Annotated in this window: 14 protein-coding genes; 8 read left to right on the top strand and 6 right to left on the bottom strand. The window is 40.3% G+C overall.

All coding sequences use genetic code 11. From position 1 onward, the window contains the following. The first annotated feature begins 90 nt into the window (after window positions 1–90). The 6 genes from lrp to serS all read left to right on the top strand — a co-directional run bounded on the left by lrp (window position 91) and on the right by serS (window position 6,889). Window positions 91–570, top strand: a complete 480-nt coding sequence (lrp, locus tag QL998_RS04360) for a leucine-responsive transcriptional regulator Lrp (protein ID WP_007582985.1) — start codon at window positions 91–93, stop codon at window positions 568–570. Between the two features lie 174 nt (window positions 571–744). Beyond that, the gene (locus tag QL998_RS04355; protein WP_290192212.1) at window positions 745–3,240 is read left to right on the top strand and encodes a DNA translocase FtsK 4TM domain-containing protein; all 2,496 of its coding nucleotides are present in this window, start codon (window positions 745–747) and stop codon (window positions 3,238–3,240) included. Continuing rightward, complete coding sequence (gene lolA, locus QL998_RS04350; protein WP_290192211.1) at window positions 3,240–3,866, top strand: outer membrane lipoprotein chaperone LolA; 627 nt, start codon at window positions 3,240–3,242, stop codon at window positions 3,864–3,866. The genes QL998_RS04355 and lolA overlap by 1 nt, the downstream gene beginning before the upstream one ends. Further along, entirely contained in the window at window positions 3,859–5,202 is a 1,344-nt protein-coding gene (locus QL998_RS04345) for a replication-associated recombination protein A (RefSeq protein ID WP_290192210.1), read from the top strand. The genes lolA and QL998_RS04345 overlap by 8 nt, the downstream gene beginning before the upstream one ends. Next, on the top strand, window positions 5,195–5,575 hold the full coding sequence (gene crcB, locus QL998_RS04340) for a fluoride efflux transporter CrcB (RefSeq protein ID WP_021032117.1): 381 nt from the start codon (window positions 5,195–5,197) through the stop codon (window positions 5,573–5,575). The genes QL998_RS04345 and crcB overlap by 8 nt, the downstream gene beginning before the upstream one ends. 9 nt (window positions 5,576–5,584) lie before the next feature. Further along, a complete protein-coding gene (serS, locus tag QL998_RS04335; RefSeq protein WP_290192209.1) occupies window positions 5,585–6,889 on the top strand; it encodes a serine--tRNA ligase in 1,305 nt (434 codons plus the stop codon). A 131-nt stretch (window positions 6,890–7,020) separates the two neighbouring features. On the opposite strand, the gene QL998_RS04330 is transcribed toward serS, so the two are convergent. Next, window positions 7,021–8,073 carry a hypothetical protein gene (locus tag QL998_RS04330; RefSeq protein ID WP_290192208.1) on the bottom strand — a complete coding sequence of 351 codons (1,053 nt, stop codon included), beginning with the start codon at window positions 8,071–8,073 and terminating at the stop codon, window positions 7,021–7,023. Between the two features lie 376 nt (window positions 8,074–8,449). Next, entirely contained in the window at window positions 8,450–9,640 is a 1,191-nt protein-coding gene (locus QL998_RS04325) for a PQQ-dependent sugar dehydrogenase (protein WP_290192207.1), read from the bottom strand. Between QL998_RS04325 and QL998_RS04320 the strand changes: the two genes are divergently transcribed. After that, window positions 9,625–10,077: a hypothetical protein gene (locus QL998_RS04320; RefSeq protein WP_290192206.1), complete on the top strand. Its 453-nt coding sequence runs from the start codon at window positions 9,625–9,627 to the stop codon at window positions 10,075–10,077. The two genes, QL998_RS04325 and QL998_RS04320, sit on opposite strands and share 16 nt — an antisense overlap. Window positions 10,078–10,179: 102 nt before the next feature. Here QL998_RS04320 and QL998_RS04315 read toward each other — a convergent pair whose 3' ends face one another. From QL998_RS04315 to QL998_RS04300, 4 genes are all read right to left on the bottom strand, one after another. After that, complete coding sequence (locus QL998_RS04315) at window positions 10,180–11,379, bottom strand: Nramp family divalent metal transporter (RefSeq protein ID WP_290192205.1); 1,200 nt, start codon at window positions 11,377–11,379, stop codon at window positions 10,180–10,182. A 293-nt stretch (window positions 11,380–11,672) separates the two neighbouring features. After that, entirely contained in the window at window positions 11,673–12,935 is a 1,263-nt protein-coding gene (locus QL998_RS04310; protein WP_290192204.1) for a valine--pyruvate transaminase, read from the bottom strand. A gap of 136 nt (window positions 12,936–13,071) precedes the next feature. Continuing rightward, window positions 13,072–13,731 carry a glutathione S-transferase gene (locus QL998_RS04305; RefSeq protein ID WP_290192203.1) on the bottom strand — a complete coding sequence of 220 codons (660 nt, stop codon included), beginning with the start codon at window positions 13,729–13,731 and terminating at the stop codon, window positions 13,072–13,074. 10 nt (window positions 13,732–13,741) lie between these two features. Continuing rightward, the gene (locus tag QL998_RS04300) at window positions 13,742–16,033 is read right to left on the bottom strand and encodes a peptidase U32 family protein (protein ID WP_290192202.1); all 2,292 of its coding nucleotides are present in this window, start codon (window positions 16,031–16,033) and stop codon (window positions 13,742–13,744) included. Between the two features lie 296 nt (window positions 16,034–16,329). Between QL998_RS04300 and QL998_RS04295 the strand changes: the two genes are divergently transcribed. Beyond that, complete coding sequence (locus QL998_RS04295; protein WP_290192228.1) at window positions 16,330–17,433, top strand: endonuclease/exonuclease/phosphatase family protein; 1,104 nt, start codon at window positions 16,330–16,332, stop codon at window positions 17,431–17,433. Window positions 17,434–17,512: the final 79 nt, after the last annotated feature.

Raw genomic sequence — 17,512 nt, 5'->3', positions numbered from 1 at the left:
TAAGCCCGTGTGTCTCACCTTTTTTAAAGTCAAATCTAGTGTTATCATCTATATAATAAAAATAAACAGTATAAAAAACTAGTTGGTACTATGCATCAATTGTTAGATAGAATTGACCGTAAAATTTTAATGGAATTACAACACGATGGACGCCTTTCAAATGTTGAACTGGCCAGACGAGTTGGCCTAAGCGCCACGCCCTGTCTGGAGCGAGTGAAAAAGCTAGAACGAGAAGGCTACATACTTGGCTATAAAGCAGTGGTCGATCCAGCTAAGCTTGGGCAAGGTTTATCGGTGTATGTAGAAGTAACAATTACTAAAACCTCTCCTGACGTATTTGATGAGTTTAGTGCGGCCGTTAAAAAGCATGAAGAAATTATAGAATGTCATTTGGTATCGGGTAATTTTGATTTTTTACTTAAAACGCGCGTAAATGATATGTCAGAATACCGTGGCGTATTAGGCGACATATTATTAAAATTGCCTAATGTTAGTGAAAGCCGAACTTATGTAGTAATGGAAGAAGTAAAAGGTGAAGAAGGCGTAATTATTCGCCCCTATATTACTTAAGGTTATTTATATTAGCCTGTGCCATTTGCTTATATAAGCTCAAATTATAAAAACTTGTTCATAATCAGGCCATCAAGGTTAAGATAAAGTGCAACAAATTGCATTTCCTGCTAAGGTATTTCACTGCTAAGTAAGTGTGAATAAAAATAGAATAATAAAGAGGAATAGGGAACTATGCGCCTAAACGGTGTGCAAAGACTATTAGAAACAGGGCTGATTATCAGCACCTTTACGGCAATATTTATTTTATGTGCCTTGATCAGCTTTGATCCAGCAGATGCTGCATGGTCGCAAACTAGTTTTAGCGAAGTAAGCAACATTACAGGAGCTGCCGGTGCATGGATAGCCGACATTTTATTACTTACCTTTGGTTGGTTGGCTTACTTAGTGCCTGCGGCCATTCAGCTATTTGGCTATTTGTTATTTAAACAACCTCACCGCATTTTACAGCTTGATTACACCACCTTAGCGCTGCGTGTTATTGGTTTTGCTTTATTTATTACCTCAGCTACCGCTATTAGTAGTATTAATTTTGACGATATTTATAACTTTTCTTCTGGTGGGGTAGTGGGCGATGTTATTGCATCAGCCATGATGCCTGCATTCAACTTTACCGGCACGTCTATATTATTGCTGTGTTTCTTTTTTGCAGGGCTTACCTTATTAACGGGTGTATCGTGGGTTGATTTTGTAGATTACCTTGGCGATTTAATGGTTAGGTTTTACCGCTTTATTGTAGCGTACGCAAAAGGCTGGATGCACCGAGAGCATGCTGCGGGCAAAGTAAATAATCACGATGAAGAAGACGCCCATTTTGAAGACGATATAAAAGAGCAAATAGAGCTGCCTACATCATCTAAAAAAGCAGATAAACAAAAAGCAATTAATAAACCACAAACACCATTTAGCGAGCCACAAATTAGTGACGACTTTATGCCGTTTGATGAACTTGACGACATACTCGATCAAGAAATTGGCTTTAGCGCCATAGACGACGAGCCAATGGATACAGAAGCTGCATTAAATGCGCTGGACCAAAGCCCAGTTATAGAGCCTGAAAAACCAGTGACTACGGTTGTATCGCCAGCTAGGCCAATGCCTAAACCAAAACCTGCATATCAACCGCCGCCAACGGCTAAAGAAAAATTTGAGCAATTATTAACACAAGAGCCACCTCCGGGGCCGTTACCGTCGCTTGATTTACTCGACAGACCAGACAAAGCCAAAAACCCAATTTCGCAAGAAGAGCTCGATACAGTATCGCGCTTAGTAGAGACAAAACTACTCGACTTTAACGTTCAAGCTAAAGTTGTTGCTGTATATCCAGGCCCCGTTGTTACACGTTTTGAGCTGGATTTAGCACCCGGAATTAAAGTATCTAAAATTACAGGCTTGGCTAAAGATTTAGCGCGTTCGCTTTCGGCTATTAGTGTACGTGTTGTAGAAGTTATACCAGGTAAAACGTATGTAGGTATTGAGCTTCCCAACAAACACCGTGAAATAGTACGTTTGTCAGAAGTAATAAACGCGCCTAAATTTGAGCAAAACCCGTCGCCACTTACCATGGTGTTAGGTAAAGATATTGCCGGTCAGCCTGTCTGTGCTGATTTAGGTAAAATGCCACACTTATTGGTAGCCGGTACAACCGGTTCAGGTAAATCAGTGGGCGTTAATGTCATGATAGTAAGTTTGCTGTATAAATCGGGTCCTGATGATGTACGTATGATTATGATTGACCCTAAAATGCTTGAGCTATCAGTATACGAAGGCATTCCGCATTTACTGTGTGAAGTAGTGACCGACATGAAAGAAGCCGCCAACGCACTGCGTTGGTGTGTAGGCGAAATGGAACGTCGTTATAAATTAATGTCAGCTTTGGGTGTGCGTAACTTAAAAGGTTACAACCAAAAAGTGCTTGATGCCAATGAAGCGGGTTACCCGATTCTAGACCCATTATTCAAAGACACCGATGGCATGAAAGAAGGCCCAGATGAGCTAGGTAAATTACCAAGTATTGTTGTAGTAATAGACGAATTTGCCGACATGATGATGATTGTAGGTAAAAAAGTAGAAGAGCTAATTGCACGTATTGCCCAAAAAGCACGTGCGGCAGGTATTCACTTAGTGCTTGCTACGCAGCGCCCATCGGTTGATGTAATTACAGGTTTAATTAAAGCAAATATACCAACGCGTATGGCGTTTCAGGTATCAAGCAAAATAGATTCGCGCACAATACTTGACCAACAAGGCGCTGAAAATCTACTGGGCATGGGCGATATGCTTTATTTACCGCCAGGTACTAGTGTACCAGAGCGTGTACACGGTGCGTTTGTAGACGACCATGAAGTACACGCTGTAGTAAACGATTGGAAAGCACGTGCTAAGCCAAATTACGTTGATGAAATACTCAATGGCGATGCTAGCGAAGATATTTTATTGCCAGGCGAAGCAAGCGAAAATGCAGACGAAGAAAACGATCCGTTATACGACGAAGCTGTGTCGTTTGTAATAGAAACTGGCAAAGTATCGGTATCGTCAGTGCAACGTAAATTACGTGTTGGCTATAACCGCGCAGCACGTTTAGTAGAGCAAATGGAAACATCGGGTATCGTGAGTTCACCAGGCCATAACGGCGCTCGCGATGTATTAGTACCTAATGGAGCAAATTAATGAAAAAATTTAACGCCTTATTATTAGTGTTAGGCAGCGTATTTGCCGCACCAAGCTTTGCTGACGACAGCCAAGCATTACAAGACAGACTTGCCACTTTAAAAAGTTTCAAAGCGCAGTTTGCACAAAAAGTAACAGACAAAGAAGGCCAAGCAGTTATGCAAGGCGAGGGCACAATAGCCCTTCAACAGCCTATGATGATTCGCTGGCAGCAAACAAACCCAGACGATACGTTATTTGTATCAAACGGTGATAAAACATATTACTTCGACAGCTTTGCTGAGCAAGTAACGATTATGAAAACCAGCAGCCTAATTGATTCAACACCATTTGTGCTACTTACATCAAAAGACCCAGCACAGTGGGAAAAATACAGTGTACTTGCAACAAATACAGGTTTTAGCGTAACGCCAAATAAAGGCGTAGAAAGCCAAGTAGAACAACTTGATATAGCGTTTGCAGGTAACGAGCAAGGCCTTGCTAAACTAGTCGTTACCGACAACTCAGGGCAGCTATCGTCATTTACGTTTAACAATGCACAAGTTAATACGCAGCTTGATAAAAGCACTTTTGAATTTACGCCTCCTGAAGGTGTTGAAATAGACGATCAGAGTAACGGTGAGTAATTTAGGTTTTAACTTTGGGCCCGATGTACGGCCACTTGCCGCGCGTATGCGCCCTACAACGCTTGACGAGTACATTGGTCAGCAGCACTTATTAAGTGCTGATAAACCACTGCATCAAGCCATTGTTGCAGGGCGATGCCATAGTTTAATTTTATGGGGCCCGCCGGGTGTAGGTAAAACAACACTTGCGCAAATAATTGCCAACCATGCTGATGCTTCACTTATTCAAATGTCGGCGGTAACTGCAGGTGTAAAAGATATACGTGACAGCGTGACGAAAGCGCGCGATAACCTAGAAAGCCGTGGCCAACGCACGCTTATGTTTGTTGACGAAGTTCACCGCTTTAATAAGTCTCAGCAAGATGCGTTTTTACCGCACATAGAAGATGGCACCTTTATATTTGTAGGTGCAACCACCGAAAACCCATCGTTTGCCCTTAATAACGCTATATTGTCGCGTGCACGCGTGTATGTTTTGAAATCGCTTGCCGACACCGACTTATACACCGTAATAGAGCGCGCTCTTAAACAAGACGAGCAGCTAAACCAAAAGCATATCACTATTGCCGAGAATGCTAAAAAGGCACTGTGCCAAGCAAGTGGCGGCGATGCGCGTAAAGTACTTAATTTACTTGAACAAGCAGTTGACTTAACAACCGAGCAAAACGGGCAATACAACGTAGACGAGCACGTACTTAGCCAAGTATTACCTACACATTTGGCCAAATACGATAAAGGCGGCGATGAGTTTTACGATTTAATATCAGCCTTTCATAAATCAGTACGTGGTAGCTCCCCTGACGGTGCGCTGTATTGGTATTGCCGAATTTTAGCCGGTGGTGGCGACCCTTTGTATGTAGCAAGGCGTTTACTTGCCATTGCAACAGAAGATATTGGTAACGCCGATCCGCGTGCGATGGAAGTGGCCTTAAACGCGTGGGATATATTTCAACGTGTTGGCCCAAGCGAGGGCGAACGTGCAATTGCACAAGCTACATTGTACTTAGCCAGCGCACCTAAAAGTAATGCGGTGTATATGGCGTTTAATCAAGCCAAAGCAGATGCTCAAAACGAGCCAAGTTACCCCGTGCCAGAGCACCTGCGTAATGCGCCAACCAACTTAATGAAAGACTTAGGCTACGGCGCTGAGTACCGTTATGCGCATAACGAAGAAGGCGCATTTGCCGCAGGTGAAAAATATTTACCACCTGAAATGGACGGCAAAGAATATTACTTACCGAGCGAGCGCGGCCTTGAGCAAAAAATTAAACAAAAACTCGATTACCTAAAAGAGCGCGATGCGCAAAGCCCACTTAAACGGTACGAAAATGATTAAACTTTATATGATGATCGCCCTTGGCGGAGCCTCAGGTGCGTGTTTACGGTTTTTTATTAGCGAAAGCATGCTAAAACTCCTCGGTAGGGGATTCCCTTTTGGTACGTTGACGGTTAATATTCTGGGTTCATTGTTAATGGGCATTTTGTACGGTTTGATAGATAAAGAAATTATCACCGCAAGCCCCGCCAAAACCCTTATCGGTATTGGCTTTTTAGGTGCATTAACCACCTTTTCAACATTCTCAATGGACTCGTTGTTGTTATTACAACAAGGTCACTTTATTAAAATGGCCCTCAATATCATCTTAAACGTGATGGTGTGTATTTTTATGGCTTGGCTGGGCCTTCAGCTAGTAATGCAAAAAGGTTAAAAAACTAACATGTTAGATTCTAAATTTTTACGTCAAGACATCGAACAAACTGCAGCACGTTTAGCAGCTCGCGGTTACGAACTCGATGTCGCGACGGTAACGGCACTTGAAGAAAAACGCAAAACATTACAAGTAAAAACGCAAGAACTTCAAAGTCAACGTAATACAAGCGCAAAAGCAATTGGTCAAGCCAAAGCTAAAGGCGAAGACGCACAGCCACTACTTGATGCAGTGGCTAGCTTAGGCAGTGAGCTAGACGCCGCTAAAACAGAGCAAGATGAAGTATTAGCCGCAATTAACGACATTGCTTTAGCAATTCCAAACTTGCCAGACGAGTCGGTACCCGCAGGTAAAGACGAAGACGACAACGTTGAAATTTTAACGTGGGGCACACCTAAAAAATTCGATTTTGAAGTTAAAGACCACGTAGATGTAGGCCAAGACTTAAACGGCTTAGACTTTGAAATGGGCGTTAAAATTAGTGGTGCACGCTTTACCGTAATGCGCGGCCAAGTAGCGCGTATGCACCGTGCACTAACGCAATTTATGCTAGATACGCACGCTGATAAAAACGGCTACACAGAAATGTATGTACCGTACCTAGTAAATAGCGCAAGCCTTTATGGCACCAGCCAATTACCTAAATTTGCAGGCGATTTATTCCACACATTAGGCCTTGTAAATGACGACGGCGAACAACAAGCCGGCTTTAGCTTAATTCCTACAGCTGAAGTACCACTTACAAACAGCGCCCGTGACGAAATTTACGACGAAAGCGATTTACCAATTCGCTTAGTTGCCCACACTCCGTGTTTCAGAAGTGAAGCAGGCAGTTATGGTCGCGATACACGTGGCTTAATTCGTCAACACCAGTTCGATAAAGTTGAACTTGTACAACTTGTAAAACCAGAAGACTCAATGGCAACGCTTGAAGAGTTAACAGGTCATGCAGAGCAAATACTACAAGCCCTTGAACTTCCGTACCGTAAAGTAATTTTATGTATGGGCGACATGGGCTTTGGTTCAGCTAAAACATACGATTTAGAAGTATGGCTACCTGCGCAAGACACATACCGCGAAATTTCATCATGTTCAAACATGGCTGACTTTCAGGCGCGTAGAATGCAAGCACGTTTTCGTCGTGAAGGTGTTAAAAAGCCAGAGTTACTACATACACTAAATGGTTCAGGCTTAGCCGTTGGCCGTACACTAGTAGCCATACTAGAAAACTACCAACAAGCCGATGGCATAGTAGTAGTACCAGAAGTATTACGCCCATACATGGGTGGACTTGAAGTGATTGGTAAACAATAAAAATCAGTTTAGTTAAGCTTTAAAAGAAAAGCCGCTGTTTAAAAAACAGCGGCTTTTTTATTGAGTAAAAATTTATATCGGTACTAATTTTTATCGACACTTAAGTGCCGGTACTTTTAATGGCTAAGAGGTTAAGAGCGATTTATTAATTTAAAATCTTTAGGTACCACAAATTTACTATCGCGAACGTCTTTCATTTCAACAGACTTTATTTCGTAAACATAGCGCACTACAGGATCTTTACGCCAGTGATCCATTACCATTTCTTTACCTTTATCCATTAGCCCACCAAGCAGTTGTGAACCAACTTCATCTAATCCGGCGCTGTAATCAACAGGTTTACGTGCGGTTTTACAGGCTTTCAATTGTTGTTTCCATTCAAGTTTAACTGAAATTGGGTAGCCTTTAATAGTTGCTAATTTTTGGCCAATCTCACCAACGAACTGATTATCTTCGTTACTTATATCACCTGTAAATCCTGCAATAGCTTTATAGGCTTGCGCACCTAATAAGTTCATTAATGCATTGTCATCGCCAATAGCTTTAAGGTAGCTGTCTTGAAACTTCTCATGAACTTGTAATGCACGTTTAGTTTTTGCATTTTGTGCTGTGGTCCAAAAATCAAAAGTCACTATGTTTTTATCTTCTGCGCCAGTGGTATCGTGGTAGCGGGTAGTCCAGTTAACAACGTACTGCTCTGTATCGAACCCATTAATTATTCGGCTTTTTCCCGTTTTTTCTACAGTAAATGAATTCTCTTTCAAGTTAACACTACACCCAACTTCTTCGTATGTTTGATATTCTTCAGCATCTTCATCTTTCTCAAAAATGCTATCAGTAAAGCTTACTTCATCACAACCTGCCATAGGGCATTCGCTATATGTCTCGTCATCATAGTCAATGTAATAGCTTTTATTTTTAGGGGAATCAAAAACACGAGACTTATCAGAATTTGCCCAGCGCATTAGCCAGCTATCAAATGTATTTATTTCATGGATAACTCGCTTCGATTCACGAGTTAGTACAGTTTGCTTTCCTGTGTAGTCAGGTGCATATAAACCATTAATTGCATACTCAGCCTTCAGTACAGAAGTTGGATTTAGTGGAGTTGTATCTTCTACTTTGGTACTAGCACATCCGGCAACAGCTAAAGCCACTACGATGAGTGTAAATGATTGTTTCATCTTCAGTTCCTTCTTAATTAAATTTGTACGAATTGTAAACCAATTGATTTATTTGTAAATAAATGGCGCGTTAAAATTGTGATTATTTTGGGAACGATTACTTGAGCTTAATTACGAACTGCTTCTTTATAATAAAAGGAACAGATAATGATGGACTTAAGAAGTGCGCATTCGCACTACTATACAGACAACAGGCATGTACCTAATTTAAAGTATTAATCTTAGTAGATAAATTAAAGTTATTAAAAATCGTTAAAATTTATGAGAATTATTTTTTTATAGCTTAAAGGTTAATATAGACTTCATACATAAGAACTTAGATGCACTAAAGCCGCTACTTACTTTAAAAGCGCAGCGGCTCTTATCCCTCTGTGAATTAATTTGCTTTAAACAACATTAGCTTTGCCTCTTTACCGTCTGTTAATACCGCGACGTTACCTTTATCAGTTATAAACACATCTCTTAACCTGCCTGCGGCTTCTGGAAATACGTGAGACTGCGTAAATTGACCACTTACCAGATTAACGCTGTAGAGCTTTTTATCAACAAGAGTAGTGATAAGCACATGTTGTTGCAATGAAGGAAAAGCTGCATGTTTAGAGCCGTAATACGCCATGCCTGATGGCGCTATTGATGGCGTCCAATTAACACTTGGTTTTTGCATGCCTTTATATTCGGTAAATGGTGAAATACGCGCTTGCGAGTAATCTTTACCGTAGGTGATTACCGGCCATCCGTAATTAGTGCCAGCGGTTAAGTAGTTTAGCTCGTCACCGCCTGCAGGGCCGTGTTCGTTGCTAACAATTTGCTGCGTATCGTAATCATAAACTAAGCCTTGAGGGTTACGGTGACCAAGTGAGTAAACAGCATGTGCATTTGGCTTTTTGTGATTAATAAATGGATTATCTTTTGGGATGGTGCCATCTAGGTTTATACGTAATATTTTACCAAGTTGGCTTGTTATAACCTGTGCTTGCTCTCTAAAGTCAAAGCCATCACCCGTTGAAATTAATAATGTGCTATCGGGTAATACGAGCGTGCGACCAGCGTAATGTTGTGGTGTATTTTTATCACTTGCTACTTTATAAATAACGTCAGGCTTTGAAAAGCTATTGCCATTAAACGTGGCTTTAGCAACAACAAGCCTGTTTGCGCTTGCATCACCTTGGGCATAGGTAAAAATAATTTCTTTTGAGTCGTTATAATCTGGTGATAATACAATGTCGAGTAAGCCACCTTGGCCTGCAACGTATAAACCGTTCAGATTTAATTTTACTCTTGATTGCAGATTGTTTTTTACTATAACTACGTGACCATCACGCTCTGTAATTAACCATGTGCCGTTTGGTAGTTCAACCATGCTCCACGGAGACTGTAATTGCGTAGCCAGTGTTTTTGTACTGTATTGCTCCTTTGGTAATGCGGCTTGTGCATTAACAGAAAACGAAAAAAGCGAAAGCAGAGTAAAAATAGAGATACATTGTTTACCGGGCAAGCCTTTGCTAGCATGACTAGTATAAGAGAAAAGCTTTATTTTAAGTTGAGATAACCATGTCGTTTTTAACACGTATATTGCCTTCATTTTTAGTTTCTTGGTTACTTACATTCACACTTGCTAGCTTGTTTCATAGCCAATACGTTGTCAATCAATTAGTTAATGTAGGTGTAGTGGTGGGCTTTAGTGATCGGGTTAGTTTAACGCTTGATGATTGGTTAGGCCTATTACCTACCTACGGCGCTATTATTGCCGTAGCACTTGCCATCGCTTTTTTTGTTACCGCAAAGCTTAATAAAAAGGTTCAAAAATACAGTACTCAGCTATTTGTTATTGCTGGCATTGTGGCATTTGCTATTGTGTTAATTGCCATTGAATCAATTATGAATATTCATATTATAGCGGGCGCAAGAGGCTGGGGTTTTTATGCTCAACTGCTCGCTGGCGCGGTAGGTGGTTTTGCGTTTTCGCAATTAGTTAAGGCAGCTAAAATCCAAAAAGCGTGTTGATGTGTGAATATAAGTACGGTTGATACGTTATTTGATGATTAACAAATAAAGGCCGCTGTTTATTGTAAACAGCGGCCTTTAAATATGATTTTTAGAGTTTAATTAAAAAATTAAACTAATTAGTTTGTAGCTACTTAGCCCAAAAATTAGGATTAAAACGGGTAGGGTGACTAGGTTTAAAGCCAAAGAGTTAGTGTAGTTTCCCATAACCCCTTTTTGATTAACCAGCCATACAAGGTAGGTGCTAACAATAGGGAGTAATAATCCGTTAGCCGCTTGTGCGAATATAATCACCGCTACTGGGTCTAAACCTAATGAGGCCACCGCAGCACCAAACAATAAAATAACAATAGCAACGCCTTTAAAGCGTAAGTTACCCATATCGTTTGACCAACCTAACATGCCACATACGGCGTAAGCACCGGCAAGTGGCGCTGTAATAGCGCTTGTTAAACCTGCTGCAAACAAGCCAATAGCAAAAAAGTAATGAGCGGCGTCGCCAAGTAATGGCTCTAGTTGCACGGCCATGTTAGCCGCACTAATTTGCCCCGCATCGGTACCATAAAATGCAACGGAAGCAGTAGATAAAATAGCTAACGTGATGACACCGCCTAAAGTGATTGATAGGCCTGTATCAACATTTGTTTGTTTAATGACTTTTTTCATATCGCTGTTACTATCGTGTCTAGCAGCGAGTACGCCGGAGTGCAAAAACAGGTTATACGGCACAATGGTAGTACCAACTAAAGCGAGTATGGTTGTAATCGAACCCTCAGGCATACTAGGAATAAAACCAGCAAATACATCATCCAGTGAAGGCGCGGCCATTACAAGTGTTGAGATAAACACTAAGCTCATTAAAATAACGAGTAAAATTAGCGCGTTTTCAACCACTTTATGTTTACCGCTATAAAGTAAAGCTGCACTTAAAAAAGCAATAAGTGGTGTCCATAGTTGAGAGTTAACTTGAGGAAATATTTCAATTAACCCCATGCTAGCGCCACTTAAGTTACCCGCTTCATAAGCTGCACTGCCCACACCAATGGCGCTAATGACTAAAAATATAGCTAAAGATTTAAATAAGGGCGTTTGAATATGTGCTCTGAGCGCTTGGGCTAAATCTTGCCCGGTAGCAACGCCAAGTCGCGCCGCCATAGATTGTAATAATATAGTGGCAACTACTGAAAACAGTAATGTCCATATAAGTGCAAAACCAAAGTTTGCACCTGCCACGCTTGCGGTAGTAATTGTTCCTGGCCCAATGAAGGCTGCAGTGACGAGTAGTCCTGGTCCTAATCGCATAATTGACCTTAATAGTGCTAATGCATGTTGCTATTTAAAGTTACATCTTACGTTTAAAATCAATAATTATACGCGATGCCTGTTGAGTTAAAGCTGTCACTTACAGTAAGTGCCTTGCAGCAGTATTCGCTCCTTGACGAGTTCTTTTTTATAAGCATATGTTAAAAAAGGGCGCGTAGGATACCAACTTGTATATAAATTTAAAGGGGATACAGTGCGTTTGCATAAATTTCAAACGAATATATAAGCGAGTTAAATAACTGATGCCGATATTTATATAGGCATCAGTATATTTACTTTATTAGGTTTTTAATCGCTTCTAAGCCTTTTTTTAGGGTATCTGCATCGGTAGCATAGTTAATACGAATACACTCGTGCTTGTGCGCCCAGCTGTCGTCAATGCCGATAAAAAAGTTATGCCCAGGAATTACATAAACGTCTAGCTCTTTAAGCTTTTGATACAACACCTCGCTTGTTATTTTTGCATCTTTAAACCACAGCCACATAAAAAATGCACCTTCAACTTTGTGCAAATAAACAGGCAGTTCGGCAAACACTTCGTCAAACAACTCAATCGCTATGTGTGCTTTATTACGATAAAAAGGCAGTACAACATTACGGCACAGTGGCAGTAGTTCGTTGTCGTTAATTAAGCGTGTCACTAAGCTTGGACCAATACTATTTGGCGATAACACCATGCTGCCATTTACCCGGCCAATTGCTTTAATAATCTCATTATTGGCAACCACAATACCGCTGCGTAAACCCGGTAGGCCCAGTTTTGAAAGTGACATACATAAAATAATGTTTGAGTTCCACGTTAGGTTTGCATCGGTGTAAATACAACCTGGAAACGGATCGCCGTATGCGTTATCAATAATGAGTGGAATACCATATTGCTTAGCAAGCAAATCAAGGTGTTTTACTTCATCGTCAGTAATTACATTACCTGTTGGGTTGGTAGGGCGTGATACGCACAGCGCGCTTATGCTGCTGTCGTTTGCTAATGTGTTTTCAACTGCTTTAAAATCAATGACGTATTTAAACTGTTTTGATGTGCTGCCTGTATTTAAAATTTCGATATCAGGCTTTATGGCAACAAACATATCAGCCGATAAACCTTGATCGGCATAACCTATATACTCTGGCGCAAGGGGAAATAAAATCTTTTTGTGGCTGCCATCAGGCATTTCTCCTGCCAACATATTAAACAACACAAAAAAGTTAGCTTGACTGCCATTACCAAGTGCTACGTTATCGGCGTTAATATCCCATGCGTACTCTTTACTTAGCTGGCCAGCTAATGCCCCCCTAAACTCGTCGTTACCGGTTGGGCCATCGTAAAGGCCAAATACTTGCGATACTTTATTGCTGGCAACAAGATTTTGTAATTCACTTAAAAAAACCTCATTTACTTGTGGTACTAATGCGGGGTTACCGCCACCCAGCATAACAATATTAGGATTATTACTGTTTTTAGCCCCGCCTAAATCTTCCATTAACTGAGTAATGCCGTTGGGTTGTGTAAATTTAGTGCCAAAGTTTGAGTAGTTCATAATGCATAGCGTTTGTTAGTAATGGGGAGGGCAGTATAGCGTAAAAAAAGGGCTTAAATTCGATGATGAGAATAATTCAATGCTAAGATTTACAGCTAGTTAAAGTAATGTAATTCCTTATAAAACAAAGGCTAAGTTAAGGCTTTTTAACGCCGTATAAAAACTCTTCGCCGCAGTCCATATACAAATCAAATTTGGCCATAACTTTGGTAAACATGGGGGCGTGTAAAAACTCGTTTAACCATGCGCGAACATGCGTATATTCACTTTGTAAGTACCAATGTTTATCTACGCGGGCAAACTGTCTAATAAATGGCAGCAGGGCATAATCGGCTAGACTTTTTTCATCGCCTATTGAGTATTTATGCGTGGTTAGTTTTACTTCAAATTGCTTAATAAACTCTTCGCAGGCTTTTTGGTAATAAATTTGTGCCATGTCTTTTGTACGCGCATAAAATTTGTACTTTTCGAGCACAGGTTTAAATTGCGTATCGTTTAGCTTAATTAACTCAAGCATGCGCTCAAGTGCTAATGGGTCTTGAGTATGCAGTAAATTATGCGGATCGTTTTGCTTTAAAGCCCACAGCATAATATCTAGGCTTTCATCTATAACTTGGTTATTAGGCAGTAATAAAACTGGCACCGTGCCTTTTGGCGATATTTGCAAAAGATGCGGCGGTTTATTTTTAGTTTTTATAGCGCGTAGTAGCACGTGTTGCTCCGCCATTAAAATACCCATTCGTGCACGCATTGCGTATGGGCAGTGTTGTAATGAATATAATAATGGCAATGTCATGTTAGCTACCTTAGCTGTTTAGGCCTTCAACATACTGCTGGCGGGTTTGTACTTTAACCAAGCTATTTAAGTGTTCAACCGCTTGTGTTTGCCCGCTAATTAAATCCTGAAAATGCGCAAGTAACACGGCTTTATCTAGTTTTTCTTTATCGCCTGAACCAATGTCGGTTAAATCAATCATAAACTCGTCAAATTTGTCGGCAAAGTCACTCACAATATCCATGTTTAAAAATTGCTCATGGTTATAAATACTTGGGTAGCCGCCTTTTTGTTTATCAATAGCAAAGCTAATACCTTTAACATTGGTAACGGTGGTTTCTTTTTTACAGCTCAGCATACAGCTTGCGTCAATACGTGGTTTTTTACATCCTACTGTTTGCTGGAAAAAACACTGTCGGCTGGTCATCATTAGTATTGGATGATAAATGCTGTACATCATTTTAAAGTTGTTAGGGCGTTTAATATTACGCATTTGTGGTTTGTTTATTTCGTTTGAAATAAACGCGCCTTTTGCGTTTAAATCTTCTTGTAGTGTTAGTAACGCATAAGAGTTTGTGGTGTTTAACAACGGGCCTGCAATCCAGTCAATACCCATTTGTACTGCTTTAAATGCAACGCCTGTGTTGTTACTAATAATAAGCTTAGGTTTTACAACCTCGAGCAAACGTACCGCTTCTTCAAAATCTTTACCAATTAACACGGCTGGAAACCACGGAATTAACTGTGGGTGCTCTAAAAATACATTAATGTATTTATCGTTATCGGTTCTAAAGCTCTCTGGTAATTTAAAGTAAACATCGCCACCTGTTAAATCACATAGGTGAACGTCTTTTATGTCCGATATTAAAATAGAGAGTGTTGTTTTGTTATCGGCTTTAGGGTGGTTTACTAGTTTTGGCAGTTCAACAGGGGCGAGGACGTCTTTACCTTCGTTTAATAAAAACGCGACTTGCTTTTTAATACGGGCAAGCTCTTTAAACGGAATGCTTAAGTTGTTGCCTAAGTTTGAGTAATCCATATTTTTAATTTCAAAATTGGCATTACTAAAGGTTTTAAAGCGCTTATCAATGGCAGCAATATCAACAACTGATTTATCGGCGGTTTGCATAGGCATTTGCGATTGAACTTCAAAGCGTAGAGGTTGAAGGGCGCTTTGCTCTGCTAGGGTGTTGTCGTGTTTATCGTTTATTGTCAGTGTTACTGTAAATGGCTGGTTTAATTGGCCCCCAAACTCAAAGTGTAGTTCTCGTTTTGAAATATCTAAAAACTCAATCTTCTTTTTAACTAACGTATCAATGTCATTTTTTTCTGCGGCGAGCTCTTGCTGTGCATCGTAAATTTGCACAACCGAAATCGCGTTACTCTTTTCGTTAGCGTGATCAAAGCTATGGTCGCGCGGGTTGTCGGTAAACATGTTTTTTGTCATGTCACCTTGCAAAAACTTATTAGTAAAATTACGGTTAAATACTTTGTATAAGCTTGAATCGTCTTCAATTAAGTTACCTGTTTGCACAAAGGTATCTATTTGTTTGCGCCAGCTATCAATAACGGTATGTACGTAGTTAGCACCTTTAATGCGACCTTCTACTTTTAACGAGTCAACACCTGCGGCTACCAACTCCGGTAAATCAAAATAGGCTGAATTGTCTTTTAAGTTTAACGGATGTTTGTTACCCATCGCCGTTGGCTCGTATTCATCACGACATGCTTGTGAGCAGCGACCACGGTTACCTGAGTTACCCACACTTACTGAGCTTGAATAACATTGCCCCGAAAACGCAATACACAATGCACCATGTACAAACACCTCGGTTAATACGTTGCATTTATGCGCTACGTCGGTCAATATTTTAATTTCAGTTAAGTTAAGCTCTCGCGATAAATTTACACGTGTAGCGCCAATACGCGCTAAAAATTCAACTTGTGATTCGTTATGTGTGGTTAACTGAGTTGATGCGTGAATATGCAAAGTAGGAAAGTGCTTTTTAACTATATTGAACAACCCTAAATCTTGCACAATAATGCCATCGAGCGTGGTATTTACGAGTTGATTAAGTAGCTTAAAGAGCGCACCCATTTCGTGCTCTAATATAACTACATTTAGCGTTAAAAATATTTCACAGCCGTATTCATGGGCTAGGCGAAGTGCGCCGTTAAGCTCATCAAACGAAAGATTAGACGCTCGGTTACGTGCATTAAAGGTATCTAACCCACAATAAACCGCATTAGCACCGGCTACAATGGCGGCTTTTACCGCGTTTACATCACCGCCTGGGGCTAATAGTTCAATCTTTCTACTCATTACAATGTCGCTTCGCTCATATTTAATTACCGCGAATTTTATATGGTTAAGCACGTTAATGCTATTTATTGAGAGATATAATAAAGACTAAAATAAAAGAGTGTATAAAATTACAATTAAGCTGGCTGATTTATTACGTAAACATGTAATAAAATGATAGTTTATAAGCCAGCAACACTTTCAACTTTACTTAGGCGAACCCCATCAGCAATCAAGATCTTAAACAGTTAGATACAGATTTAAACAGTGATGAATCTGTAATTATTAACACCCACCTAAAAATAGCCACATTTAACCTGTTTAACTATCTTGAGCCGCCCAATGCATACTATGAGTTTGAGAAAATTTATACCGCGCAGCAGTGGGCTAAAAAGCAGCGTTGGATTGTTGATTACTTAACAGAACATGCCCCTGATGTGATTGGTTTTCAGGAAGTGTTTAGCATTGACTCATTAAAAGAGCTAGTAGGCGAGCAAGGTTATAATTACTTTGCTGTAGTTGATACGCCAGAGGTGATTGATGACTTTATTTATAAACGCCCCGTAGTGGCAATCGCCTCTAAATACCCCATAGTTGAAGTAGCAGCGGTTGAGCACGATAGTGAGCTTGCAATTGCGCTTGGCCTTAATAGTGAGTTTACTTTTAGTCGCAAAGTACTAAGAGCAACTATAACGCTGCCGCATATAGGTAATACCGATTGTTACGTGGTGCATTTTAAATCTAAGCGCCCAATGATTAATGTCGATGAGCATAATAAAGAGCTTACACCCGAGCAAAACATAATTGAAATTTTAAAAGCGAATGTAGCGGGTGGGTGGGGCTCAACTATTCAGCGTGGCAGTGAAGCTACATTACTGATGATACAAATGATTGCTCGTCGCGAAGCTACGCAACAACCCATGCTATTAATGGGGGACTTTAATAATGAACTTGTGGGTGGCGTATTAAGCCATTTACTGACAAGTACGCTACGCTTTGCGCCTGCATTTGATGCTAAAACCTACCTCGCTAAATATTGTTTAAATGATTCATGGGATTTGTTTGTTAAGTCGCAGCTAAGCGAAGATGACCTATTAAATGGCGGGGCAATGACTAGCGATGAAATAAGCGATAGTGAAAGCAATAGCATTTTTGATTTAGCTGATGAAAACGAAGCAAAAAATGTTAATGCAACTAAGCTTATGCCTTTAAGAGCACCAACACATTATTATGGCGCGAGCAGCTCCGTGCTTGATTATATTTTATTATCATGTGAGTTTGATGCCAGCTACCTTGGCAGTTTTTTTGAGGTGATTGAGTATAATACTTATGATCGTCACTTAATTAACCCCGAATTTGCGCGTGATGATTTAAGTACCGATCATGGTATTGTGTTAGTTACACTAAAACTAAGAAGCTAGGCTTGCTCTATGCATAATTATGCTAAAATTATAAATTAAAAGTATTCATATAGCAGCAATACTTGATGTATTGCGCCGG

It is taken from the genome of Pseudoalteromonas sp. APC 3691 (genome assembly GCF_030408135.1).
Classification (GTDB): Bacteria; Pseudomonadota; Gammaproteobacteria; order Enterobacterales; family Alteromonadaceae; genus Pseudoalteromonas.
Note: the sequence above shows the minus strand (reverse complement) of the source record. Positions and strands in the feature narration are given on the sequence as shown.